The 23,399-nt window shown below is 69.8% G+C and carries 24 protein-coding genes and 1 pseudogene; 13 read left to right on the top strand and 12 right to left on the bottom strand.

Annotation, left to right across the window (positions count from 1 at the left end; all coding sequences use genetic code 11):
• A pseudogene (locus tag ACWGKJ_RS21325) lies at positions 1-374 on the top strand (hypothetical protein); the annotation flags it as partial.
• Between the two features lie 126 nt (positions 375-500).
• Positions 501-1,571 (top strand): hypothetical protein, encoded by a 1,071-nt coding sequence (locus tag ACWGKJ_RS21330; RefSeq protein WP_385028678.1) that lies wholly within the window; start codon positions 501-503, stop codon positions 1,569-1,571.
• A gap of 50 nt (positions 1,572-1,621) precedes the next feature.
• Here the strand turns inward: ACWGKJ_RS21330 and ACWGKJ_RS21335 are convergent, their stop codons facing one another.
• Genes ACWGKJ_RS21335 through ACWGKJ_RS21345 form a run of 3 tightly spaced genes read right to left on the bottom strand, consistent with a single transcriptional unit; the run spans position 1,622 to position 2,512 of the window.
• Positions 1,622-1,816: a hypothetical protein gene (locus ACWGKJ_RS21335; protein ID WP_453315788.1), complete on the bottom strand. Its 195-nt coding sequence runs from the start codon at positions 1,814-1,816 to the stop codon at positions 1,622-1,624.
• A complete protein-coding gene (locus ACWGKJ_RS21340) occupies positions 1,806-2,234 on the bottom strand; it encodes an ATP-binding protein (protein WP_385028685.1) in 429 nt (142 codons plus the stop codon). Before ACWGKJ_RS21340 ends, ACWGKJ_RS21335 begins: the two co-directional genes overlap by 11 nt.
• The gene (locus ACWGKJ_RS21345) at positions 2,234-2,512 is read right to left on the bottom strand and encodes a hypothetical protein (protein ID WP_385028688.1); all 279 of its coding nucleotides are present in this window, start codon (positions 2,510-2,512) and stop codon (positions 2,234-2,236) included. Before ACWGKJ_RS21345 ends, ACWGKJ_RS21340 begins: the two co-directional genes overlap by 1 nt.
• A 139-nt stretch (positions 2,513-2,651) precedes the next feature.
• On the opposite strand from ACWGKJ_RS21345, the gene ACWGKJ_RS21350 reads away from it, so the two are divergent.
• Both ACWGKJ_RS21350 and ACWGKJ_RS21355 read left to right on the top strand, forming a co-directional pair.
• Positions 2,652-3,476 carry a helix-turn-helix domain-containing protein gene (locus ACWGKJ_RS21350; RefSeq protein WP_385028691.1) on the top strand — a complete coding sequence of 275 codons (825 nt, stop codon included), beginning with the start codon at positions 2,652-2,654 and terminating at the stop codon, positions 3,474-3,476.
• A 10-nt stretch (positions 3,477-3,486) separates the two neighbouring features.
• A complete protein-coding gene (locus ACWGKJ_RS21355) occupies positions 3,487-3,687 on the top strand; it encodes a DUF397 domain-containing protein (RefSeq protein ID WP_385028741.1) in 201 nt (66 codons plus the stop codon).
• An 848-nt stretch (positions 3,688-4,535) separates the two neighbouring features.
• Here the strand turns inward: ACWGKJ_RS21355 and ACWGKJ_RS21360 are convergent.
• From ACWGKJ_RS21360 to amcB, 3 genes are all read right to left on the bottom strand, one after another.
• Complete coding sequence (locus ACWGKJ_RS21360; RefSeq protein ID WP_385028694.1) at positions 4,536-5,222, bottom strand: pentapeptide repeat-containing protein; 687 nt, start codon at positions 5,220-5,222, stop codon at positions 4,536-4,538.
• A gap of 71 nt (positions 5,223-5,293) precedes the next feature.
• Positions 5,294-5,482, bottom strand: a complete 189-nt coding sequence (amcA, locus tag ACWGKJ_RS21365) for a multiple cyclophane-containing RiPP AmcA (protein WP_385028697.1) — start codon at positions 5,480-5,482, stop codon at positions 5,294-5,296.
• The gene (gene amcB, locus ACWGKJ_RS21370; protein WP_385028700.1) at positions 5,479-6,759 is read right to left on the bottom strand and encodes a cyclophane-forming radical SAM peptide maturase AmcB; all 1,281 of its coding nucleotides are present in this window, start codon (positions 6,757-6,759) and stop codon (positions 5,479-5,481) included. The genes amcA and amcB overlap by 4 nt, the downstream gene beginning before the upstream one ends.
• Positions 6,760-6,835: 76 nt before the next feature.
• Here amcB and ACWGKJ_RS21375 point away from each other — a divergent pair, with 76 nt between their 5' ends.
• A complete protein-coding gene (locus tag ACWGKJ_RS21375; protein ID WP_453315789.1) occupies positions 6,836-7,366 on the top strand; it encodes an NUDIX domain-containing protein in 531 nt (176 codons plus the stop codon).
• A gap of 8 nt (positions 7,367-7,374) precedes the next feature.
• On the opposite strand, the gene ACWGKJ_RS21380 is transcribed toward ACWGKJ_RS21375, so the two are convergent.
• On the bottom strand, positions 7,375-8,829 hold the full coding sequence (locus ACWGKJ_RS21380; protein ID WP_385028706.1) for a prenyltransferase/squalene oxidase repeat-containing protein: 1,455 nt from the start codon (positions 8,827-8,829) through the stop codon (positions 7,375-7,377).
• A 214-nt stretch (positions 8,830-9,043) separates the two neighbouring features.
• A complete protein-coding gene (locus ACWGKJ_RS21385) occupies positions 9,044-9,586 on the bottom strand; it encodes an AAA family ATPase (RefSeq protein WP_385028709.1) in 543 nt (180 codons plus the stop codon).
• 137 nt (positions 9,587-9,723) lie between these two features.
• On the opposite strand from ACWGKJ_RS21385, the gene ACWGKJ_RS21390 reads away from it, so the two are divergent.
• From ACWGKJ_RS21390 to ACWGKJ_RS21420, 7 genes are all read left to right on the top strand, one after another.
• Positions 9,724-10,410, top strand: a complete 687-nt coding sequence (locus ACWGKJ_RS21390; protein ID WP_453315790.1) for a DUF4232 domain-containing protein — start codon at positions 9,724-9,726, stop codon at positions 10,408-10,410.
• 157 nt (positions 10,411-10,567) lie between these two features.
• Complete coding sequence (locus tag ACWGKJ_RS21395) at positions 10,568-11,959, top strand: chloride channel protein (RefSeq protein ID WP_385028715.1); 1,392 nt, start codon at positions 10,568-10,570, stop codon at positions 11,957-11,959.
• Between the two features lie 344 nt (positions 11,960-12,303).
• Positions 12,304-13,371: a D-alanyl-D-alanine carboxypeptidase family protein gene (locus tag ACWGKJ_RS21400; RefSeq protein ID WP_385028718.1), complete on the top strand. Its 1,068-nt coding sequence runs from the start codon at positions 12,304-12,306 to the stop codon at positions 13,369-13,371.
• Between the two features lie 372 nt (positions 13,372-13,743).
• A complete protein-coding gene (locus tag ACWGKJ_RS21405) occupies positions 13,744-14,523 on the top strand; it encodes a DUF4232 domain-containing protein (RefSeq protein WP_385028721.1) in 780 nt (259 codons plus the stop codon).
• Positions 14,524-14,675: 152 nt separating this feature from the next.
• The gene (locus ACWGKJ_RS21410; protein WP_385028724.1) at positions 14,676-15,149 is read left to right on the top strand and encodes a hypothetical protein; all 474 of its coding nucleotides are present in this window, start codon (positions 14,676-14,678) and stop codon (positions 15,147-15,149) included.
• Positions 15,150-15,409: 260 nt separating this feature from the next.
• A complete protein-coding gene (locus ACWGKJ_RS21415; protein WP_385028727.1) occupies positions 15,410-16,699 on the top strand; it encodes a hypothetical protein in 1,290 nt (429 codons plus the stop codon).
• A gap of 187 nt (positions 16,700-16,886) precedes the next feature.
• Positions 16,887-17,660: a polysaccharide deacetylase family protein gene (locus ACWGKJ_RS21420; protein ID WP_385028730.1), complete on the top strand. Its 774-nt coding sequence runs from the start codon at positions 16,887-16,889 to the stop codon at positions 17,658-17,660.
• Between the two features lie 56 nt (positions 17,661-17,716).
• Here the strand turns inward: ACWGKJ_RS21420 and ACWGKJ_RS21425 are convergent, their stop codons facing one another.
• Positions 17,717-18,496, bottom strand: coding sequence for an SDR family NAD(P)-dependent oxidoreductase (locus ACWGKJ_RS21425; RefSeq protein WP_385028733.1), 780 nt, complete (start codon positions 18,494-18,496; stop codon positions 17,717-17,719).
• A gap of 7 nt (positions 18,497-18,503) precedes the next feature.
• The gene (locus ACWGKJ_RS21430) at positions 18,504-19,661 is read right to left on the bottom strand and encodes a serine hydrolase domain-containing protein (RefSeq protein WP_385028744.1); all 1,158 of its coding nucleotides are present in this window, start codon (positions 19,659-19,661) and stop codon (positions 18,504-18,506) included.
• Positions 19,662-19,933: 272 nt separating this feature from the next.
• Here ACWGKJ_RS21430 and ACWGKJ_RS21435 point away from each other — a divergent pair, with 272 nt between their 5' ends.
• A complete protein-coding gene (locus tag ACWGKJ_RS21435) occupies positions 19,934-20,401 on the top strand; it encodes an SsgA family sporulation/cell division regulator (RefSeq protein WP_385028736.1) in 468 nt (155 codons plus the stop codon).
• 6 nt (positions 20,402-20,407) lie between these two features.
• Here the strand turns inward: ACWGKJ_RS21435 and ACWGKJ_RS21440 are convergent, their stop codons facing one another.
• Both ACWGKJ_RS21440 and ACWGKJ_RS21445 read right to left on the bottom strand, forming a co-directional pair.
• Positions 20,408-22,603, bottom strand: coding sequence for an MMPL family transporter (locus ACWGKJ_RS21440; protein WP_453315791.1), 2,196 nt, complete (start codon positions 22,601-22,603; stop codon positions 20,408-20,410).
• 155 nt (positions 22,604-22,758) lie between these two features.
• Entirely contained in the window at positions 22,759-23,346 is a 588-nt protein-coding gene (locus tag ACWGKJ_RS21445; RefSeq protein WP_385019936.1) for a TetR/AcrR family transcriptional regulator, read from the bottom strand.
• Between the last annotated feature and the right edge of the window lie 53 nt (positions 23,347-23,399).

Raw genomic sequence — 23,399 nt, forward strand, 5'->3', positions numbered from 1 at the left:
GCACCAACCAGATCAACTACGCGGGCGACCCCCGCTCCAACGCCGAGATCAACAGCATCGGCGCGGACACCGGCCACTGCCCCAAGCCGCAGAAGAAGGACTCCACGTCGGGCTCCTCCTCGAAGACCGGGGTCAGCTGCACCAACCAGATCAACTACGCGGGCGACCCCCGCTCCAACGCCGAGATCAACAGCATCGGCGCGGACACCGGCCACTGCCCCAAGCCGCAGAAGGGCAGCAAGCCCGCCGGTACCCCCAAGAAGCCCGGAACGAGCTGCACCAACCAGATCGACTACGCCGGGGACTCCCGCTCCAACGCCGAGATCAACACCATCGGCGAGAACACCGGCTACTGCCCCCCGGTCAAGCACTGATCGAAGAGCGTGAAATCGCCCCGCACACGACGAGGAAGCCGAGGTGACTGACGTCGTGCGGTGCGGGCATAAGCGGAACCGGCGGAAGACGGCTCCGCCGAGAGGTTACGGAGAGGGGCGCGAGCAGTGACGCGGGAGAAGGGCCGGGCGGCGGTGCCGGACGGAGCGACGGTCCCGGGCTCCCGGGAGGACACGGGAGCGCCGGCTGATACGAGGGGCGCAGGAACCACCCGGCGCCGGATCACGGCAGACACCCTGGAACTCTTCCGCGGCGGATGGCGCGGCCTGTACGGCTTCTCCTTCGGCGTCGCACTGTTCGCCGCGCTCGTGGGCGCCGCGCTGGTGGCGGGGGCGTTCGCCCTCTCCTGGCACAACTTCGCCGTCACCTGGAAGGGGGCCCGCGCCGAGATCGCGTACGAGGACCCGCCCGTGGGCTACTTCCCGGAGCAGTACACCTCCATCTTCCTCAGAAGCTTCCCCTTCATGGTGCTGCTGGTGGTGGTCGGCGTCTTCGTCCTCACCCTGCTGCTCGTCGCGTATGCCGTGGCCGTCCGCGACGCGGAGACGGCCGACCGGTGGCTGAGCCCCGGCGAACTGTGGCGGCGCAGCCGCCCGTACCTCGGGCGCGCCATCCGCGTACAGCTCCTGACGGTCCTCTGCGTGGCGCCCCTGATCCTGCTGGCCTATCTCGTGGCCGCCTTCTACCGGAGCGGCGGCATGCTGGGCATCGAGATCCCGCGGCTCGACTACTGGAGCAGTACGCCCTACCGGCTGCTGGGCAACGGCTCGACGTCCCTGGTGATCGCCCTCGCGCTCTTCGTATGGCTCCGTCTGATTCTCGCCACCGCCGCCGCGGTGAACGGCGCGCCCACCGCGCGGGCCGCCGTACGCCGGTCCTGGTCACTGACGGGCGGTGCGCGAAGGTGGCGGGCGCTGGGCGTGGGCCTCCTGCTCTCGGCGGCCGTCACCGCCGCGTACAACATCCTGGTGTACGCGGCGGGACCCCTCGCCCACCCGGTCGGTCTCGCCGTCCTGTGGCTCACGCACGACAACCCGTACGCCGCCGGTTCGGTGATGGAGGTCGTCCCGGCCGCGGTGAGCATGCTGCTCATGACGGCACTGGTCCTCCCCGTGGCCGGCGCGGCGCTCGCACTCCTCCGTACGGAACTCCGGCCGGCGGAGACCGGCACCCCCTGAGGCCCGTCCCCGGGCCTGGGGCCCCCGCCCTCCCCTTACCGGCCGTTCGCTCAGCGCACGACGTCCATGCGCAGGAACACCGGCACCCGCAGCGGCGGGCGTTCCGCCAGGGTCAGCACGACGACCGCGCCGCCCGTCGTGAACCGGTCGAGCCGCGATGCCCGTACCTCGTGCCACTCCCCCTGGACCCTGATGAGGTCACCGCGGACCACCAGGACGGCGCACATACCGCGCTCACTCGGCACCACCGCCACCGCCGCCCGGTCCCAGCTCCGCCCAGACGACCTTCCCGGGCCCGCCCCGCTCGCCGAAGCCCCAGCTGTCGGCCAGCGCCTCCACCAGGAGCAGGCCCCTGCCCCCTTCCGTGTCCGGACCCGGGGCGAGCATGCGGGGCGGGACGGACGAGGCGTCGTGCACCTCGATACGGACACCGGGCCCGTGCGCACCCCGCAGGAAGCGGGTCTCGATCTCCCGCCCCGGTGAGACCACGGCGTGCCGCCCGGCATTGGTCAGCAGCTCGGAGAGGACGAGGCAAGCGGTGTCGGTGAGCGGCGTGAGGCCCCAACTCTCCAGTACGGTACGGAGTTCCGCACGGGCCCGCGCGACACAGACGGGCCGCCGGCTCCACCGCCGCACCACGGCGTCCTCGGTGGTCGCCTCCATCAGCGCACCACCACACCGTGCAGCGGGCACGGCGGCCCGACCTCGACGCCGTGCAGGTCGAACCAGGCGATACGGCTGAGCGCCAGACGGTCGTACGCCAGGGACGAGAACGAGCCCAGGTGAGGCAGCAGTCGGTGACCGAGCGGCAGCGACGCCCGGCACACGAGGAGGCGGCGGCGCCGGAGTTCGACCGGGGGCCGCGGGTCCGGCCGCCGTCTCGCCGACCTGTTCAGCAATCGGATCACCGGGTCGGCGAGACAGGCAAGGAACCTGCGCATAGGGACGCTCCTGTTGGTGTTGACCACACGTGGACTTGTGTCGCACTGTGACGAATAACTCACAGCGTGTGGCTTGCGTCGCTACGCTTCTAGGGGTTTCGACCTGACAACGCGACGTTCAAGTGAGGGAGTTGGTCCCATGGCAGGGGCACCGGTGTCGCGCACGATCCGGCAGAAGTACGGCGAGGAGCTGAGGATCCGGCGGATCGCCGCCGGCCTGACCCAGGAGACGGTCAGCGAGGCAGTGGTCTGCTCCCCGACGCTGGTCAGCCACTGGGAGGCGGGGCGCCGCCTGCCCACCCCGGACGATGCCCAGCGACTGGACCGGGTGCTGGGGACGGACGGGTTCTTCGCCCGCTGGCTGAAGGACCTGGACACCAAATTCACCCAGTACTTCGCTCCCGTAGCCGAGTTGGAGCAGCAGGCGTCCGAACTCCGCCACTACTCCCCCTCACTCGTCCCCGGCTTGCTCCAGACCAAGGAGTACTCGCGCGCGGTCTTCCGCCAGGGCTCACCGAACTATGAGGACAAGGAACTAGACGAAGCCGTTGTCATCCGTCAGGCTCGGGCTGCGCTGTTCGATAGGCCGTCACGGCCCGTACTTTGGTGCCTGCTGGACGAGGCAGTCCTCCGGCGGAGGGTGGGTGGACCGAAGGTCATGGCCGACCAGCTCAACAAGATCACAGACCTGGCCGAATCAGGACGCCTGCGGCTGCACGTCATGCCGTTCAGCATCGGAGCCCACGCGTTGATGGATGGACTGCTCTATCTCATGGAGTTCGCTGACGCCCCGCCCATTGCCTACTCGGAGGGAGTGAAAACCGGGCATCTGATCGATGATCCAGCCTTGGTCGGCAAATGCCAGAAGGTCTACGATCTGGCCCTGAGCGACGCACTGTCGCGCACGGATTCACTGGCCCTGGTGAGGGCCGTAGCGAAGGAATACGCACATGCGTCGAAGTGAGCAGGTCGTCATGGACGCCACGGTTCTGACCGGATGGCGCAAGTCCAGTTACAGCGGTGTCGAACAGAACGACTGCCTCGAAGTGGTTGACGGGCACACTGTCATCCCCGTCCGCGACTCCAAGAACCCCCACGGCCCCGCCCTCGCCTTCCCCGCCGACGGCTGGTCCGCCTTCGTCACCGCCGTGAAGGGCGGGGAACTCGCCCCGTAACAAAGCAGGTTCAGCCCGAGACCGGCGGCGGGGAGGGCTGGTCGCGCAGCCACACCGCGGCCTCCCCCGGTGAGCGGAAACGGAGCACGCGCAGCGGCGCGAAGCGGGGGTCGGCCGAGCCAGAACGCGGCGACGGAGGGACGGTCGATTCCGGCGGTCGAGCCGTCGTGAGCGAGGAGCTCGGTCGGGGCGATGTACCCGTCGCCCGGATCGAGGCGGATGCGCAGGCAGCGCAGCGGATGTCCTGCGGCAACGTACCGGCGGATGTCGTCGGTGTGAGGGTGGTGCCGGTCCGGGGCAGCGTACAGCGTGCGGCAGATCTGCTGGATGTCGTGGTCGCCGATGAGGAGGTATCGGGGGCCGGGACCGAGATTGAGGCAGAGTCGCCTGCGGCCCTGGTGGCGTCGGTCGTACCGCAGCCGGTCGAAGTTGTCGACGTGCAGGCCGATCCGGCAACCTTTGGTGGAGTCTTCGGTGGTGGTGGCCCGGTTGCCGGGGCTGACCGTGCAACCCAGGAGTTCGGTGGGCCAGCCGCCGTTGAGGGGATCGAGGCAGGCGGCTGCTTCGAGGCGGCCCGCGAAACCATCGGGGTCGAGGTCGGGCAGCGGGCGGCGTACGAGTTCGATCCGAACGCTGTCCGGCACCGAGCCATCGGCACGATGCACCTCGGCGTCAGCGGCGGTGATCGTCTCCCAGTTCTCGTCCGGAACGATGGCGTCCTCGTCGTAGCAGGGCTCGTTGCCGGCCCTCCGGACCGGCGCGATTTCGCACCGGCCGCGTATGTCCTCGAACGTGTCGAATGCGAGTCGCGGGCACATGGCCGTGCCTCCCTGGGGGCAGGTGTGTGGCTACTTGTCGTCGAGGTCTTCACCGAAGGTGACGTCCAGCTCGGCGGCCAGGGCCTCGGCCAGCTGGAGTGTCTGGGCCTGATCGATGAGGATCTGCTTGAGCGAGGAGAGGCCGCGCAGCTGCGAGAGGGTGTTGCCCCGAAGGTCCAGGCCGCGGTACTTCCCGCCGTCGAACTCGGTCAGCCGCAGATCGCAGGCGTCGATCAGGGCGGCGCCCAAGTCGGCGGCGGCGAAGGTGGTCTCGCGCAGCGAGCACTTGGAGAAGATCACGGGACCGGTGGCCCGGACGCGGGCGAGAGTGCTGTAGTCGAGCTTGCAGTTCTCGAACAGCACGTTGTCGAGCGCGACGTCTTCGAGGGTGGCGCCCATGAGCTTGCAATCGCGGAAGACGGCTCTGGAGATCTTGCTGTCGGTCCACTGCAGGGAGGACAGCTCACAGCCGATGAACTCCACGGAGTCGACGCGCAGCTTCTCCAGGCGGGTGCGCTGGGTCTTCAGGCCGGCGATCCGTCCATCGAGCAGGTGAGTGTCGGCCAGGTCGAGGTCCCGCAGATCGGCGTCGGCGTAGTGGAACTCCGCGAGCCGCCCGCGTCCACCCTCCAGCGAGGTGATGTGGGAGAGGTAGCGGCCCGGCTCGTGCAGGGCGGAGAGGGTGACGCTCGTGCGGCGGATCGTGCGGGTGTCCATCAACAGCCTTTCAACGCGGTGACTCGGTCGCCGGTGCTGTCGGCCTTGAAGAGGGCAGCAGCACCGAGCGGCTACTTCTTGTTCCAGTTGTCCCAGGTCGGACGGTTGTCGAAGGGTGCCGGACTCTTCGTCCAGTTGTCCCACGTGGGCCGGTTGTCCCACGGCGTTCCAACGATGACTGGGGGCGGAGCGTCGTGCGTGGCTGTCAACTCCAGCACGATGGGGGCTTCGGATGTGGCGAGCCCGTCCAGAACGGTCATGCTGCTGTCTCCTTCGTTGCGAGCGTGGCCAGGGCTGTGACCAGGGCCTGCCGGGAGACCCGGCAGTAGTTGGTCTCGGTGGACCGGAGACTGCCGTTCTCGAAGTAGCGGTTGGCGGCCTGTGCTCCCCGGCAGAAGTCGAAGAACTGGCATTCGGCCTGACATCGGTCGAGGCCGGTGAGGAAGTCGCGTACGTAGCCGAGCCGGTGGGCCTCACGGAGGATCTCGGCCAAGGGTTGTTCGAGGATGTTGCCGGCCACGAAGTGGTCGTACTCGGGGGCCTCTGTGTCCGCGAGTTCGGGAGAGAGCAGGACCACATCGCCCTTCCAGGAGACCGTGGGAATCGGATCGAGGCGGCGCCGTTCCCACTCTGCTCTCTGGCCGGAACGGATCAGCTGGAGATACTCGGCGAGGCGGTCGACTTCCCGGACCACCGGGGCGTCAGGGTGCTCACGGGACCAGGTGAGGGTGCGGCGCCAGAACTCCTCGGCCTGGACCGCGGTGGGCGGCTGCCGGTCGGTGTTGACCCCCTCGATCTCCTCAATGTTGAAACCCACCGAGTGACCGCCCAGGGCGGACAGGAACTCCAACAGTTCCTCCGGCATCGTGATGCCCAGGGCGCCGACCACCGAGATGACGGAGAACGGGATGCCGTGCTCGCGCAGCTTCGTCATGCCGCGCAGAATCCGGTCGAAAACGGGCTTGCCCCGGAGATCGACACGCTCGGCGTTCAAGTCGGCCGGTCCGTCGATACTCACCCCGACGCGGACGTCGTGCGCGGCCAGAAGTGCGCACCACGACTCGGTGAGAAGTGTCGCGTTGGTCTGCAGGTAGTGGTGAACCCGGCCCGCACAGCGCAAGCCCTCGAACGGCGCGAGCAGGCTCTCGAACTTCTGCCGGCCGACGGCGAGCGGTTCCCCGCCGTGCCAGACGACGCCGACCGGATGGCCGCTGTCGTCGAACTGGGCCACCTCCTGCGCCAGGGCCTCGGCGACCTCCGCCGACATCTGGTGTTTCAGCTTGCGAAACGGCAGATAGCAGTACCGGCAGTCCAGATTGCACCAGGTCGTAGGCTGAACCACCAGGTCTGCGGGGCAGCGAACCGCTGTTGATACCGGGCACGCCACGAGGACGGGCGAGAGCGCATCGGAGTCCTCTCCACGACGGACAGAGGTATCGCCGACTGCGGCCAGGAGAGCCGCGGGCCGGGATGTCACCACCATGCGTCCCGTCGTGACGTGCACCCGATGACATCGCGGTGTCATTGCCGATGACATGTCATCGGTCGCTGCGATGAAAGCACCGAAGTCCCCTGATATGCACAGGAGTTCGAGTGCAACGCGGTGGGATATCGTGGCGGACGTGCCTCGCTCGATTCTGATCCAAGACGGCCGGACGTCCCGGGATACCGGCTTCGTCTACATCTGTTCGGGCTACCTCGTCGAGCATGGCAAGGTGCTGCTCGTGCACCACAACCGCTTCGACAAATGGGTACCGCCGGGCGGCCATATCGAGCCCGGCGAGTCTTTCGCCGGGACCGCGGTGCGCGAGTTCAAGGAGGAGACCGGTCTGCTCGTGCAGGCCACCTCCAGTCAGCCGGAGATCCACCCTGCCGATGCCAATGCCACGCCCGAGCCCGTGCCGTTCTACGTCGACATCGAGCGGGAAGGGTTCGCCACCCCGGCGCTGGTGCAGTTCTTCTATGTCCAGCGGCAGCCGGGCACCCGGGAGCAGGCCGTGCAGGCGCAGCTCGAAGAAGTGCACGGCGCCGCCTGGTTCGGCCCGGAGGACCTCGACACCCTCAAGACGTTCGACCAGGTCCGTTCCCTTGCACGGTTCGCTCTGTTGAACTATCCGGTGGCCGAGGAGCGGGCCACGCCGTAGGCGACGGCCTACCGTCCCGCCAGGCGATAGCCGCTGGCCCCGTCCACCGTGCCGGCGAGCAGCAGTCGGGCCGGGGCGCCTCCGAAGGCCGCGGAGATGGCCTGGTTGAGGCGCTGAACGTATTTGGGCACCGAGGACGGAGCGACATAGAGCGCCGCCGCGATCCGCTCAGTCGACAGCCCGGCCCCGGGCGCGTCATGCACGACCTGGACCACGTCGAACAGGCGCTCCGACAGCTCACACACCACGCTTCCTTCGCTGTCGCGTGCTCCGACGAGGACGGTGCGGCCCAGGCCGAGTGCTACACGAACGATGACCATCTCGGCCGACGCCCCGCTCGTGTACTCGGCGGTGCTGTCGGCGAGGTTCATTCGGCCCAGACGCTGCATCGCTTCTTCGTAGGCCGACACCGTGTAGTACGCGGCCCGGATGGTGGCGCGCTTGCCCGAAGCGCCTGACTCGTTCCACAGCCCGGCCTCCGAGTCCCACAGGCTGTTCATCAGCTTCCACGCCTTGGCCAGCCGGGGGTCTCGTGGGCTGGCTCCGGCCCGCATGGCGGCCTGGGTGCACAACGCGTACGCCATGTGTTCCCAGGCCGTGCCCTGCACGTCCTTGTCATTCTCGACGAACGTCTCCCACCGGTGGTGGTTGTGCAGCAGCCACTGGCCGGCCTCGGCGACCACTTCGGACAGCCGCTTCTTCTGCACCGAGCCGTGCACCCCACCGGTCTCCCGCGGGCTGTCCCGGTACGCGGGCTCGCCGCCCGGCCCGGTTCCGGTGCAGACGGCCGACAGCGCGAGCAGGCACAGCGCGGTCTTGCTCGGGCTCGGGTCGGTGTCGACGTAGGTGCGCCACCCCCATGCCCCGCTGGGGCGCCGGTGGTAGAGCATGCCGTGCACTCCGTGGCCGATCAGCGGTACGACGCGCTCCAGCAGGCTGTTGGTCTTCACCCCGCCAGGTAAGCGGAGCCCGGGACCGAAGTCATGGAGGGTATCTCTGAGTTCGGCGAGCCGGTGCACCACCAGGGCGGTCTGGTGCAGCGAGGTGTCGTCGAGTCCGAGGACCTCGGGCCAGCCGTGGTCGACCTGGTGGTCCTCCAGCCAGCCGACGCACCAGGCCACAGCCTCCGCGACGCCTTTGTGATGGAAGAAACGAGCGTGGGACAGCAGCCCGGCCAGGCCGAAGGCGATGAACCGGGTGTACTCACCACGACCGCCCTTGGGCCGGGGCCGCGAGTGCTCCGGGATGGCACCGGTGAGGAAATCGAGCCCCTGCCGAACCGGCTGCCCGGCGATTCCGGCGGCCCGCAGAATCGGCAGGACCTCGCTGGTGTTGACGATCGACGAAACCGAGGTCAGGGTGAGGCCCCACCCGCCGTCGTACCCCTGGTTGTGCAGCAAGGTCCGGGCAGCTTCACCCGCTCTGGTCTCGAACGCCGCGAACCCCGTATGCGCGCTCTTCATGGTGCGCCTCCGTCGCCGAGATCGAACCGCCGGTCGGACCGTGTCGTACCCAACTCGCCTACAGTCGACGCGCGTTCAGGACCGGGGCGCTACGGAGCATGGCCAGGTAATCGTTCGTGTACCAGCACGGCCAGGACGTGTGACCGGAGGCGCCGTTCACCTCGTGGACGTCACCGCGGACGCCCAGGCCAACTCGCCCCGTAACACAGCAGGTTCAGCCCGAGACCGGCGGCGGGGAGGGCTGGTCGCGCAGCCACTGCGCGGCCTCCCCCGGTGAGCGGAAACGGAGCACGCGCAGCGGGGCGAAGCGGGGGTCGGCCGAGCGGCGGGCTATCTCGGCGCGGCGCGCCGCGTGCTGGGACCAGGACCACCACGCCGGGTGGTCTTTCCTGAACCAGGAGGACAGGGGCTCCACATTGCCGCCGAAGATCCGTTCGCGGAGCAGCGTCCGGCGCAGGGACCTGCGCAGTACGCGGGGCATGATGACGGCTCGGGAGTAGTCGAGCCAGACCACGGTGTCGGCGCTGGACCACAGCAGGTCACGGACTTCGGGGTAGCCGAAGGAGTCGAAGATCCAGGCGGGGGTGGTGGCGATCGCCGCGACCCGTTCGCGCATGGCGGGGTCGACCGCCCAGTCCGGGCCGGTGAACTGGAGCGCGTCCATCTCGTGGAACGGCAGGTCGAGCCGGGCGGCGAGGGCTCGCGCCAGGGTGGTCTTTCCGGCCCCGGTGATGCCGACGACGAGGATGCGCTGCATGGGCGGATGGTAGGGCCCGTCGTCGAGGTGCCGCCCACCGGGTGACACGGGGGCCGTCCAGGAACTTTGTCGCGGGTCCGCGCATCACACGTAAAGAGACCCGGATAAGACCTGAATGAAAGGCAAGACGCATGCGTATGAAGACGAACAGCCGAAACCGTACGTTCCTGCTTGCCGCGACCGCTGCGGCCGGAGTGCTCTCGCTCGCGGCCTGTGGCAGCAATGACACCAAGACGACCAGCGCCGATCACTCCGTCTCGGCGGCTGCGTCCGGCTCATCGGATCAGGGGCAGGCCTCCTCGTCCGGCGACGACAGCAAGAGCAGCAAGAGCGACACCGGGAAGACCACGGACGGGGTGAAGCAGCAGTCCGCGAAGACGAGCGGCGGCAGCGCCCGCGAGGTGCGCTCCGACTGCACCACGGACGACTTCACCGGGGCCCGGCTCGTCGCCAAGGGCCAGGAGATGAACTCCATCTACTACGACCTGCAGCTCACCGGGAACAAGGCGACCTGTCATGTGCAGGGCTTCCCCGGCCTCTCCCTCCTGGACGCCCAGGGCCACCAGATCGGCAAGGCCGCCTCCCGTTCGCAGGAGGGTGACAACAAGGCCATCACCCTCAAGCCCGGTCAGGTGCTGCACGCCCAGGTCAAGACGCCCGACGAGGGAGTCACCGACGGGAAGTGCGACGCCAAGGCGGCCAAGATCAAGGTGTACCCGCCCAACAACACCGCCGCCGTCACCGGTACCGGCACCAGTGGCATCCGGGTCTGTGGTGACTCCTTCCAGGTCACCGCCGTCTCCGCCACCGCCACCACCAGCTGACCGGCAGGTCCCCCGTACGTCTCTCGCGCCGACTCAGCTTCCGTTATGCACCGATACATCCCTCTTGCTGACATCATCGTCAGGCAGCCGACCGCGCCGGACCGGACCCGTACCGGGCCGGACCGGGCCACCCCGGACCGCCTGAGGAGAGACCCTGATGCCAGCGGACGGACCAGAGGCCGACCAGCAGGCAGCCCTGCGCGCGGACCCGTTCGGGCCGCTGCGGACCAGGGGCTACCTCATGCTCCTCGTCCTGACGGCTCTCTTCGGAGTGGTGCTCTCGGCCGGCGCCTACGGCTTCCTCCAGGCGGTCGAGCATCTGCAGAAGGCCCTCTTCTCCAGCCTGCCCCACGCGCTCGGCCTGCACAGTGCGCCCGTCTGGTGGCCGCTGCCGCTGCTCGCGGTCGGCGGGCTGCTGACGGCGCTGGCTGTCCAGTACCTGCCGGGCAACGGCGGCCATCAGCCCGCCGAAGGACTCAAGACCCAGGGGACCGCGTCCGCCGCGGAGCTGCCCGGGATCCTGCTCGCGGCTGTCGCCTCGCTCGCATTCGGTGCGGTGGTCGGCCCGGAGGCCCCGCTGATCGCGCTCGGCGGCGGTCTCGCCCTGTACGGATTCCGGCTGCTGCGGCCGGGAGCCACCGCGTCACAGCAGGCCCTGGTCGCGGCCTCGGGCAGCTTCGCCGCGATCAGCGCGTTGCTGGGGTCGCCGCTGGTCGGGGCGTTTCTGCTGATGGAGGCTTCCGGCCTGGCCGGCCCGATGCTCGGGATCGTGCTCGTACCGGGGCTGCTGGCCGCGGGGATCGGCTCGCTGGTCTTCACCGGGCTCGGCACCTGGGCCGGTTTCGGGGTCGGCACCCTGACCATCCCGAGCCTTCCCCACGCGGGGCGCCCGGACGTGGCCCAGTTCGGGTACGCGCTGGTGATCGGGGTCGCCGCCGGGCTGCTCGGTTCGGCGGTCCACCGGCTGGCGCTGCGGCTGCAGCCACAGGTGAACCGGCGCCGGGTGCTCTGGACGCCGGTGGTCGGCCTGGCCGTGGCGGGGCTGGCCATCGCGTACGCCGAGGGGTCCGGGAAGGCCGCGTCCGATGTGCTGTTCTCCGGGCAGAGCGCGCTGCCGCACCTCCTGCTCAGCACCGGCTCGTACTCGCTGGGCGCCCTGGTGCTGCTGCTCGCCTGCAAGAGCCTCGCCTACTGCGTGTCGCTCGCGGCCTTCCGGGGCGGCCCGATCTTTCCCGCGCTGTTCATCGGGGCGGCCGGCGGGGTCACACTGTCGCATCTGCCGGGGCTGCCGTTCGTCTCCGCGGCGGCGATGGGGATGGGCGCGATGTCGGTGGCGCTGCTCCGGCTGCCGATGACCTCCGTACTGCTGGCCACGCTGCTGCTGGGCCACGACGGTGTCACGGTCATGCCGCTGGTGATCGTGGCGGTGGTGGTCTGCCATGTGGTGTCGGCGCGGCTCAACCCGCCACCGGCAGAGGAGGCGGCTACCGGCGCCACGCCCTCCCTCGGCACCACACCCGGACACGCACCCGCCCCCGGGCCCGCGTGACCCCGGCCGCCCGGCAGCCCGGCACCTCCGACAGGGGGGCGCGTAACGGCGCGTACGCGGGGCAGACGGGACGACACAACCGGCCCAGCGCAACGGAGTTGGCGACCGGGTCCGCACGGCAGGACGCTGACGGGCTCCGATGCCCCAGGGGAGTCGGCCGGGCACCCCGGGCGAGCAGCCCCACAGGCCCCACCGGCCACCCGCACAACATCTACACAGAAGCGAACGCCGTTACCTGGCTATGACAGAGCCAACTTGACAGTCGCTGTCATCGCGCAAGTAGGTTCGGTATAAACCTATTTCCAACTGCACACCGGCGCCTCGCGCCGGGAGGAGGGACGCCCATGGGTTCCCACGCCCGCCCCAACCGGATACACCGCACCGGAGTCCGGTTCGCGACCGTCGCCCTGGTCGGGGCCGCCCTGCCGCTCAGCGCCGTCGGCCTCGCCCAGGCGGCCACCCCCGCCACCCACTCCGCCGACGACAGCGCCCAGCAGGGCAGCGAGGCCACCGCCCCGGGCGGCCAGGACCAGAGCGCCCAGCCGCAGACCAGGACGGTGCAGCACACCGTCAAGGACGCCGCCGCACAGGGCACGGACAACCAGGCCACGAACGACCAGGCCGGCCCCCAGATCAGCGCCGACCACGCCTTCCTCCTCGATGCCCGCGACGGCAGCCAGGAGAGAGAGATGTGGGCGGGCTCGAAGGCCGACGAGAGCGTTCCGATGGCCAGCACCACCAAGATCATGACCGCTCTGGTGGTGCTCAAGCACCCGGAGTGGCTGGACCACAAGATCACGGTGAAGCAGGACTACCGCGACTACGTCCAGAAGGCCGGCGGCAGCACGGCCGACCTCCAGACCGGCGACACGCTGACGGTCCGGCAGATGCTGAACGCCATGCTGATCCCGTCCGGCGACGACGCCGCCATGGCCCTGGCCGACAACTTCGGCACCGGCGACACCCCGGACGCGCGGATCGCCGACTTCGTGAGCCAGATGAACGCCGAGGCGCAGCAGCTGGGCCTCAAGGGCACGCACTTCGACACCTTCGACGGCATCTCGCACGGCAACAACCACAGCACCGCACGCGACCTGGCCAAGCTCGGCCAGCGCGCCATGATGCAGCCGGTGTTCGTCGACGTCGTGAACAAGAAGCAGTACAAGACCGAGGCCCCGGCGGCCAACGGTCACACCCGGTACTACACCTGGAACACCACCAACGAGCTGCTGGGCAGCTACGACGGTGCCCTGGGCGTCAAGACCGGCAGCGGCCCGGAGGACGGGTACTGCGTCGTCTTCGCCGCCAAGCGGGACAACCGCACCCTGATCGGCGTGGTCCTCAGGGACAAGACCGACAAGGCGCGCTTCGACGACGCCGCCAAGATGCTCGACTGGGGCTTCGCCCACTGAACAGCAGGCGCCCCCAGCGCTGAACGCGGAGCGCGCGCTCCCCGCGCTGCACCGCAGGCCCCCGGCCCGTCCCCACCCCCACGGAGGACGAGCGGGGGCCTTTCGCGTACGGCGGACCGTGCACCGGTCGTGTACGGCGGGCCGTGCGCGGGGGCAGCAGCCGGGACGGGGCCGCGTCTACCCGTCCGAGCTGCCGCAATGTAACGGACGCCTGTTACAGCTTCCGGACAGAGATCCGTGAACTCGACCCAAGAGCGGCCCATCTCACTTTCCGTAAGACGCACTCGACTGCCGCACTCGACAGACGCTTTCGACAGACGCATTCGACATGGGGAGCGCCGGACTCAGGGCCGGCGCCGGAAAAGGGGAACCATGACCGCCAAGCTGAACCGGGCCGTTCGCTGCGCCGCCGCCGTACTGGCCGTCGTCGCCGTGGGCGCGGGTGCCACCGCATGCGACTCGTCCTCCGGCTCGACCTCGTCGAAGGCAGCGGGCGCCAACTCCGGTACGTCGGACGGCTCTTCGTCGAGTACGCAGAACGACTCGCAGAACGGCTCGCAGGGCAGCACCAAGGGCAGCGACAGCGGTACGGGGGACACCGCCCGGGGCGGCTCGCAGGGCAAGGCCGAGATCCCCGCCGGGACCAAGGTGAAGACGACCGCGCAGCAGGGTTCGCGTACCGACGCCGTCAACGCCTCGTCCGCCGCGACCAGCAGCCGCTGCCACACCACCGACCTGGGCTACGACTGGGGCGGCCCGCACGGTGGCGCCCCGGACATGAAGGACTCCACGGACCAGCAGATCGCCTCGGTCAAGCTCACGAACCGCGGCGACCGCACCTGCACCCTGCACGGCTTCCCGGGCGTCCGGCTGGTCAGCAAGACCGGCGAGGCTTGGGACCTGCGCCGTTCGTCGGACACCCCGAGCACCATGACCCTGCGCCCCGGTGAGAGCACGGCCTCGGTCAGCATCACGCTCCTGGCCATCCCCGCCGACTCCAAGGACACCAAGCCCTTCGTCCCGAGCAAGGTCCTGATCACCCCGCCCAACGAGACGACACACGTCACCCTCGACTGGCCGTACGGCGGCGCCATCCTGGACCAGTCCGGCGCCACTCACCCCGGCACCTTCGTCAGCCCGATCGGCATCTGAGCCGCACGGCCCGGCCCACCCCCGGCAGGCCGAACCGTCTCCGTCGTACGGCAGTTGTCACCGTACGGTCACAGCCCGCGGCCGGTTGAAACGCTTCTCCAGGGTCCGCTCTCTACCGGAGTGTCAGCAAATCTTCGTCCCAGAGGATGTCCATGAACCACCGTTACGTATCCGCCGCCCTCGCCCTCGCCTCCGCCGCCGCGCTCGTCGCCACCGCGAGCGGGACATCGGGCGCCGCCAGTCCGCGGACGGCCGCGAGCACCCAGGCCGCGTCCGCGAGCGCGGGCGTCAGCTGGAAGCCGTGCCACCCGCCGGCCGGATACCAGCACTTCCTCAAGCTGAACTCCGCGAAGAACGTCAAGGGCAAGACCGTGGTGCGTGTCACCCCGCAGAAGTGCCGGGTGAACACCAGGAACGACGAGGACGTCGACTACACCGCAACGGGAGCGGCCAGGTCGTACTCCTTCGCCCCGGGCGCCTCCGTCAAGGTCCTCCGCGACACCACGGCCCACAAGGTCACCCCGCAGTGGCTGGTGACGCACAAGCTCGCCAACACCCCGTACTTCTCCTACCGCCTCAACGGCCGGCACCAGATCACCGCCATGGAGGAGATCTACCACCCCTGAGGTCCGTCCCGGGCTGCGCGTGTGACGCGCGGTGCCGGGAGGACCGCACCCTGAACGCGCCCCGCCCCGTCCCCCCGGGGCGGGGCGCTCCGTGTTCCGCATGACGCGTTCCGGACCGTGAGCACCCGCTCCGTTCGCGATTTTGCTTCTGCGGCGAACCTGTGGGAGGTGTTGTTCCGTCCTGAAGTGCAACGGCCTCTTCCAGCAGAGCCGATGAGGCCGCGGACGCACACGCGAACAGTCCAGGAGGCGACAGGCGTATGGCAGCGAGCGACACCGGAACCGGCGGGCGACGACCGTACGGGGGCCACTCCCGCCGACGGCTGCTCACCCTGTCCGGGGGCGCCGCGCTGGCGGCGCTCGGCGTGGAGGGCTGCGGCCGGGACCACGACGGCGGCGCGAGCCCCGCCCACTCCCCCACCGCGAAGCCCGAGCCCTCCGCGAGCGCCTCAGCGCCGGGCAAGGTGACCGCGCCGCCCGCCTCGGGGGTGCTCGCCGCCAACGTCAACCAGGCCCTGGAGAAGATCGACTTCGCTGAGCTGAAGGCCGTGTCCGGTACCTGGGTGCGCGGCTTCTATGTGATGTCCGAGGCCGACCGGGGCAGCCCGGCGGACCAGACCGGGCCCGCCAAGCTGCTCAAGGCGGCAGCCCAGGGCTACGGCACCGTGCTGACCATGAAGTTCCAGTACCACGACGCTCCGATACCGGTCCCCGGCAGCCCGGCGATGCAGACCGCCCTGGCCCGGCTGGACAAGGTGCTGGCAGCGTTCATGGGCAAGGTCGACATCCTGACCGTGGGCAACGAGCCGTTCTTCGAGACGCGCAAGGCGGACTCCCGCACCCCTCGTATCAACACCTTCTACGAGACACTCGCCCAGCACACCGCCGCGTACCGGCAGACGCACTTCGGAACGGACTGCCGGACGAAGATCTATATGGGTGCGCTCAACGCCCTCGACAAGCCCGGCGGGCAGACCGCGCAGACCCGGCGCTGGATGACCTTCACCGCGCACACCGCGTCCATCGCCGGTGTGGACATCCACCCGCATGTGCCCAATCCGGCGGCGGCACAGAAGTACATCGACTACGTACTGCCGTTCCTGCGCGACGACCAGAAGTTCCTGGCCACCGAGTTCTCGCTGGTGCAGCTCTGGAAGTCGCACCTGGACGACCCGGCGAACCCCGCCTTCGCGCACCGCCGCGGCATCGCCAAGGGGGCCCCGGTGTGGCAGGTCATCAGGGACGCCACCCGGCGCCCCTTCGGCGAACAGGAGTGGAACGACTTCCTGCTCTCCAACCCGTGGTTCGCGGCCAACAAGAACTTCCTGTCCGACCAGATGGCACGGTTCCGCGACACCGGGAAGCTCGCCGTGGCCGCGTACGGCCTCACCCAGGACGCCGCGATGTCGAAGGACTTCGGCCCGGACAGCACGCCCTGGGTCATCAACAGCATGTTCTGCCCGTACGTCTGCACATCCGAGCCGGGCGGTCTGCCGGGCCGCAACCGCACCTGGTGCCGTGAGTTCCGGGCGGCGCAGCACCACCGGTGAGCGGCTCGCCCCCTCCATGCCCCGTTAAAGACGATTTGTCCTTTATTTCGTGGGGAGTTGTCCGCACAATCCCCCGGAATTGTCCGTTCTCCGTAACAGACGCATCCACCGGCCCGTCCGCATCGTCCTGCCAAGTGGTCACAGCGTGACCGGGATCGGCGAGGGCTGTTGAGACAAGGGGCGGGACATGGCACGGCACGGCGGCGGGCGTGGCTGGTACGGCAAGGTGATCGGGGCGGGGCTCGGGGTGACGATGCTCGCCGCCGGTGCCTCGATATGGACCGCGCAGGCCGGTACGGCCGACCACTCCGCCCCGAAGGCCACCGCGTCGGCAACCCCGGGCAGCGGTACCAGGACGGTCGCGACGAGCATCGTGCACGCGTCGGACAAGGGGACGCACGGCGTCAACATCACCATCGACGACGGCCCCGACCCGGTGTGGACCCCTCAAGTCCTCGACCTGCTGCGGGAGTACGGGGTGAAGGCCACGTTCTGCATGATAGGACCGCAGGCGCAGGCCCACCCGGAGCTGGTGAAGAAGGTGGTCGCGGCCGGGCACCGGCTGTGCGACCACACGGTGTCGCACAACACCGGCATGGACAAGAGGTCCGAGTCCTACCAGTCGCAGCAGATCCTGGACGCCGAACGCATGATCACCAAGGCGTCCGGCGGCGTACGCCCGATGTACTACCGGGCGCCGGGCGGGGCATTCACCCCCTACAGCCGCAAGCTGGCCGCCTCCCGGGGCATGCGCCCGCTCGGCTGGAACGTGGACAGCAAGGACTTCGAGCGTCCGGGTACGGACACCATCGTCGCCACCGTCGAGAAGGAACTCCCCAACGGGCCGACGCTGCTCTTCCACGACGCGGGCGGCGACCGCAGTCAGACCCTCGCGGCCCTGCGCCGCATCCTCCCCCGCCTCAAGGAGCAAGGCCACTCCTTCGGCTTCCCGGTGCACTGAGCCCAGCCCCTCAGCCCCGGCCCCCGGACCCGGTCGCCGCCCCGCCCCGCCCCGCCTCAGCGCAGCGCTTCGCGCAGCCCCAGATTGCTGCTCAGCAGTCCGCCGTCGACCGGCAGGGTCACCCCGGTGATCCAGGCCGCGTCGCGCGAGGCGAGGAACGCGATGGCCGCAGCGATGTCGTCCGGGACGCCCACCCGGCCCAACGGGTAGTGCCTCGCGGCCTCTTCGAGGGACTCCTCGGCGCCGTGCGCCGCCCAGACGTCCGTGTGGATCGTGCCCGGGGTCACCAGATTGACCCGGACCCCGCGCGGCGCCGCATGGCCCGCCAGGGTGCGGGTCAGCCCGGCCAGGCCCGCCTTGGCCGCGCTGTAGGCGTGGTTGCCGAAGTCCTGGACGCCGTTGACCGATCCGACGCTGACGATCGCGCCCCGGCCGCCCGCCGCCGCGAGATGCGGCATGGCGGCGCGCGAGGCGCGGAAGGCGCCGCTCAGGGTGGCGTCGAGGTCGCGGTGCCAGGACTCGTCGTCCTCGTCCTCCAGGAGCGGGGCGTCCGGCGAGCAGGCGTACGCGTTGTTCACCAGGACGTCGAGACCGCCGAACTGGGCCACCGCGTACGCCACGGCCGCCTCGACGGCGGAGCGTTCGGTGACGTCGCAGGTGAACGGCAGCGCGCCCGGCAGCGCCGCCGCCGTCTGCGCCGCACGGCCACCGTCCAGGTCGGTGACCAGGACGCGCGCGCCCTCGTCGGTGAACCGGCGGGCGGTGGCCGCGCCGATCCCCCGTCCCGCTCCGGTGATCAGGACCGCATGACCCTCGAACCGCCTCGTGTTGTCCATACGGCGATCATGTCGCCGAACGCACCGCCCTGACCAGGGCCTGGGCGCGCGGATCCGCGGTGACGCCCTTCTGGAGCGCGTTGGTCACATAGCCCAGCGCCACCCCGGCCTCCGGGTCCGCGAAGCCGAGTGAGCCGCCGCGGCCGGGGTGGCCGAACGAGCCGGGACCGAGCAGCGGGGCCGAGGGTCCGTGCAGCATGAAGCCGAGGCCGAAACGGGTGTTGACGACCAGCACCCGGTCGGGGCCCGACGACTCCTCGCTGCGGGCCAGGGCAAGGGTGGCGGGGGCGAAGAGGCGGGGCCCGTTGTCGACGCGGCCGATCATCGCGGCGTAGACGCGGGCCAGGGCGCGGGCGGTGGAGATGCCGCCGGAGCCGGGGAGTTCGGCGGCGCGGTAGGCCGCGTCGTTCTCGTCGGGGAACGGCTCGACGGCGCCGAAGGCGCGGCTCGTCAGCGAGGAGGGGTCCTGGTAGGCGTCGCTGACCGACCGCTTCGGCTTGAGCTTGAGGCCGCTGCCGACCGGCGGCGCGGCGACGGTGCCGATGCGCCCGACCCGGTGCGCCTCCTCGGCGGGCAGGCCGACCCAGAAGTCGATGTCCAGGGGGCGGGCGATCTCCTCGGCGATCCACCGCCCGATGGTGCGGCCGGTGACGCGCCGGACGAGTTCGCTCAGCAGCCAGCTGTAGGTCTGCGCGTGGTACCCGTGCTCGGTGCCGGGCTCCCAGACGGCCGGCTGGGCGGCGACTGCGTGCGGGCCCGAAACCCCGTCGATGGCCTCGGCCGGGGTGAGGGGGCGGTCGATGAGGGGGACGCCGGTGCGGTGGGCCAGGAAGTGCCGGACGAGGGCCCGCTCCTTGCCGCCCGCCTTGAACTCCGGCCAGTACGTGGAGACCGGGGCATCGAGGTCCAGCTGGCCGCGCTGGTGCAGGAGCAGCGGGACGGCGGCGGCCACCCCCTTGGTCGCGGACCTGACGACCTGGGCGGTGTCCAGGGCCCAGGGTTCGGCGCCGTCGACGTCCTTCGTACCGGCCCAGAGGTCGACGACCTTGTGTCCGTCGCGGTAGACGGTGACGGCGGCGCCCCGCTCCGCGCGGTGTGTGAAGTTCCGTACGAAGGCGTCCCGGACCGCCTCGTATCCGTCGGCCACTGTGCCCTGGACGTCCACCACGTCGCGCTCCCACGTCTAGCTGTACGCCCGGCCGACGTACAGGGTCCCCGTCCATGGTGCGGTGCGGCCCTGTGGGGGACGCCGGGGGGTGGGGTGGCACCTCACTCGAAATATGGGACATTGGAATACAAACAGGACCAAAAGGCATGGCTGCGTGCCGTCGGACCAGGCGGACCAGGCGGACCAGGCGGACCGAGCAGGCCGAAGAGACCGAGCGGACCAGCCGGACCAGGCGGCCCAGCCGAATCAGCCGTATCAAGGGAGCGCTCATGTCCCCCGCAGTCGAGGTGCCCGTACGGGGCCATGTCGTGACGGACGTTCCCGGCCAGTGGACGGTGATCCACGTCGCGCTCCGCTACGACCCCGATGACGATCCGGGCGACGTGCGCTTCCGCTTCCCCGGCGGCCGGGAGTGGGTCTTCGCCAGGGAACTGCTCGAAGCGGGGCTGCGGACGCCCGGACGCTCCGGCGACATCGGGATCTGGCCCTGCGGGCGGGCCCAGGTGGTACTGGAGTTCCACTCGGCGGACGGGGTGGCGGTGGTGCAGTTCGACAACGCGCCGCTGATCCGCTTCCTGCGCGCCACCCAGGCGGCGACGGACGCCCAGGAGGCCGCGCGCGTCGGCAAGGCCGCCCTCAGGGAGGCGCTCCGCGAGGAAACCCTCCGCGAGGAAGCGCTCCAGGAACAGCAGCCGGCCCCCCATGCCGTGGGGCATGGAGGGCCGCTGCGGGGCTGAGCCCGCTCAGGCGTCGATCAGCTCCCGCTGCGTCCGGTCCTCGATGTGCTTGTTGAGGCCCTCGCCCTCGACGTCCACGTTCGGCAGCGCCCGGTCCAGCCAGCGCGGCAGCCACCAGGCCCGCTTGCCGAGCAGCGCGAGGACGGCCGGCACGATGGCCATCCGTACGACGAAGGCGTCGAAGAAGACCGCGATGGCGAGGCCGAAACCGATCATCTTGATCATCGAGTCGCTGGCCCCGATGAAGCCGGAGAAGACCGCGATCATGATGACGGCCGCGGCTGTCACCACCCGCGCACCGTGCTTGAATCCGGTGACGACGGCCTGGCCCGGGGTCTCCCCGTGGACGTACGCCTCCCGCATCCGGGTGACCAGGAAGACCTCGTAGTCCATGGCCAGGCCGAAGACCACCCCCACCATGAAGATCGGCATCATCGACATGATCGGGCCGGTCTGCTGGACCCCGAAGAGCGAGCCGAGCCAGCCCCACTGGAAGACCGCGACGACCGCGCCCAGGGCGGCGACCACCGAGAGCAGGAAGCCGAGGGCCGCCTTCAGCGGGACCAGCACCGAGCGGAAGACCACCATCAGGAGCAGGAACGCGAGCCCGACGACGAGCGCCAGATACGGGACCAGCGCGTCGTTCATCTTCTGCGAGAAGTCGATGTTCATCGCGGTCGCGCCGGTCACCAGCACCGTGGCACCGGTCTCGGACTTGACCTGCGCACCCGCGTCACGGATGGAGTGGACCAGGTCCTCGGTCTTGACCGACGAGGGGCGGTCCTTGGGGATGACGGTGATCGTCGCGGTGTCGTGCGCCTTGTTGTAGGCAGCGGGCAGCACCGAGACCACCCCGTCGAGGCCGGAGATCTTCTGCCGTACCTCGGCGACCGCCGCCGTGCCGCCGCTGATGCCCTTGATGTCCGTGACCGCGGTCAGCGGGCCGTTGAAGCCGGGGCCGAAGCCCTCGGACAGCAGGTCGTACGCCCGGCGCTGGGTGGTGTTGGTGGGCTGCGCCCCGTCGTCCGGCAGGCCCATCTCCAGGGAGGCCGCCGGGATCGCGATGGCGCCCAGACCGATCACCCCGACGAGCAGCACCAGGACGGGGCGGCGCAGCACGACGCGCGCCCAGCGGGTGCCGCCGTTGGCCTTGGCCTCGGCGCCCGGCACCGGCGGGTTCTTGCGGGCCTTGCGTCCCACCACGCGCTTTCCGGCGAAGCCGAGCAGCGCGGGGATGAGGGTCAGCGCGATGAGGACCGCGATCACGACCGTACCGGCCGCGGCGAAGCCCATCTTGGAGAGCATCGGGATGTTCACGACGGCCAGGCCGACCAGGGCGATGACCACGGTGAGCCCGGCGAAGACCACCGCCGATCCGGCCGTGCCGACCGCCCGGCCCGCGGCCTCCTGGGGTTCCCTGCCCTCGGCGAGTTCCGCCCGGTAGCGGGAGACGATGAAGAGCGCGTAGTCGATGCCGACGGCGAGGCCGATCATCATCGCCAGGGTCGATGTGGTGTTGCCCAGGTCCAGTACGTTGGCCAGGGCCGTGATCGTCGAGACGCCGATGCCGACACCGATGAGCGCGGTCAGCAGGGGAAGCCCCGCAGCGATCAGCGAGCCGAACGTCACGACGAGCACGATCGCGGCGAGCACCACACCGATGACCTCGCCGGAGCCGGTCTCCGGCATGGCCTGGAGCGCGTCACCGCCGATCTCCACCGTGTATCCGCTGTGCTGTGCCTTGTCCGCGGTGTTCTGGAGCGAGTCCTTGGTCTTGTCGGTCAGCTCCATGGAACCGACCTTGTAGGAGACCTGGACATAGACCGTGCTGCCGTCCTTGGAGACGGCCTTCGCCTGGTACGGGTCGGTCACCGACGAGATCTGGGACGAGCCGGAGGTCAGCTCCCCCTCGACCTTCTTGACCTCGGCCTTGTTCGACGCCGATGTCATCTTCTCGCCGGACGGGGCCTTGAAGACGACCCGGGCGGTGGCGCCTTCGGCGTTCTGCCCTGGGAACCGCTGCCCCAGCAGGTCGAAGGCCTTTTGGGCCTCCGTGCCGGGGATCGAGAAGGAGCTTGCGGGCGCGGTGGCGGCGGATGAGGCGCCGAAGCCGGCGAGCGCCAGCAGCGCCACCCACACCAGGGCGACATAGCGGCGGCGCCGGAAGGCGAACCGTCCGAGCTTGTAGAGGTACGTGGCCACGAGGGCGTCTCCCGGTCAGGTCGGGTGGAAATGGGCGTGATGAACCAGCCCGACGACGAGAGCGGCGTGTCAGGTGGAGAGGTGTTCAGGTGTGTCAGGCGATGGCTCAGGGTCACCGGGTGACCGGTGGTAGGGCCGGCGCGATCAGTGGTCGGTCACGCGCTGACCGGTGGCTGGGCGCCGAGAGCGGGGAGTACCACGGCGTCCAGATAACGGGAGAGGAACGCCTGGTCGGCAGGCTGCTCCTCAAGGAGCTGACGGGCGACGAAGGCGCCGACCATCATGTGCGGGACGAATCCCAGCGCGGGGTTGTCCGCACCGACCTCGCCGCGCTCCACCGCGCGCTGCAGCATCTGTTTGAGCCCGGTCACCTCGGGTTCGATCAGCAGCTCGCGCAGTGCCTGGAAGAGATCCGGGTTCTCATGCACGGCGTGCATCAGACCCCGCATCAGGGCGGAGTTCTTCTCCATCTCGCAGTCGTCCCCGCGCGCCACCATGGACTGGAAGTCTCCGCGGAGCGAACCGGTGTCGACCTCTTCGATACGGACGGGCTTGTTGTGCCGCAGTGCCCTGGCGACCAGCTCCGGCTTGCTCCCCCACTGGCGGTAGAGGGTGGCCTTGCTCGATCGCGTACGGGCGGCGACGGCGTCCATGGTCAGGGCTTCGTAGCCGACCTCACGCAGCAGATCGAGTGTGGCCGCGTACAGCTCACCCTCGCGCTCCGGCGTCAGTCTGCTCGCCATCCCCGGCCTTCCCGTCCTCCGAGCGAAACGGATTCGTACACCACGAACGGTAC

This window comes from Streptomyces sp. NPDC054757 (genome assembly GCF_053612185.1).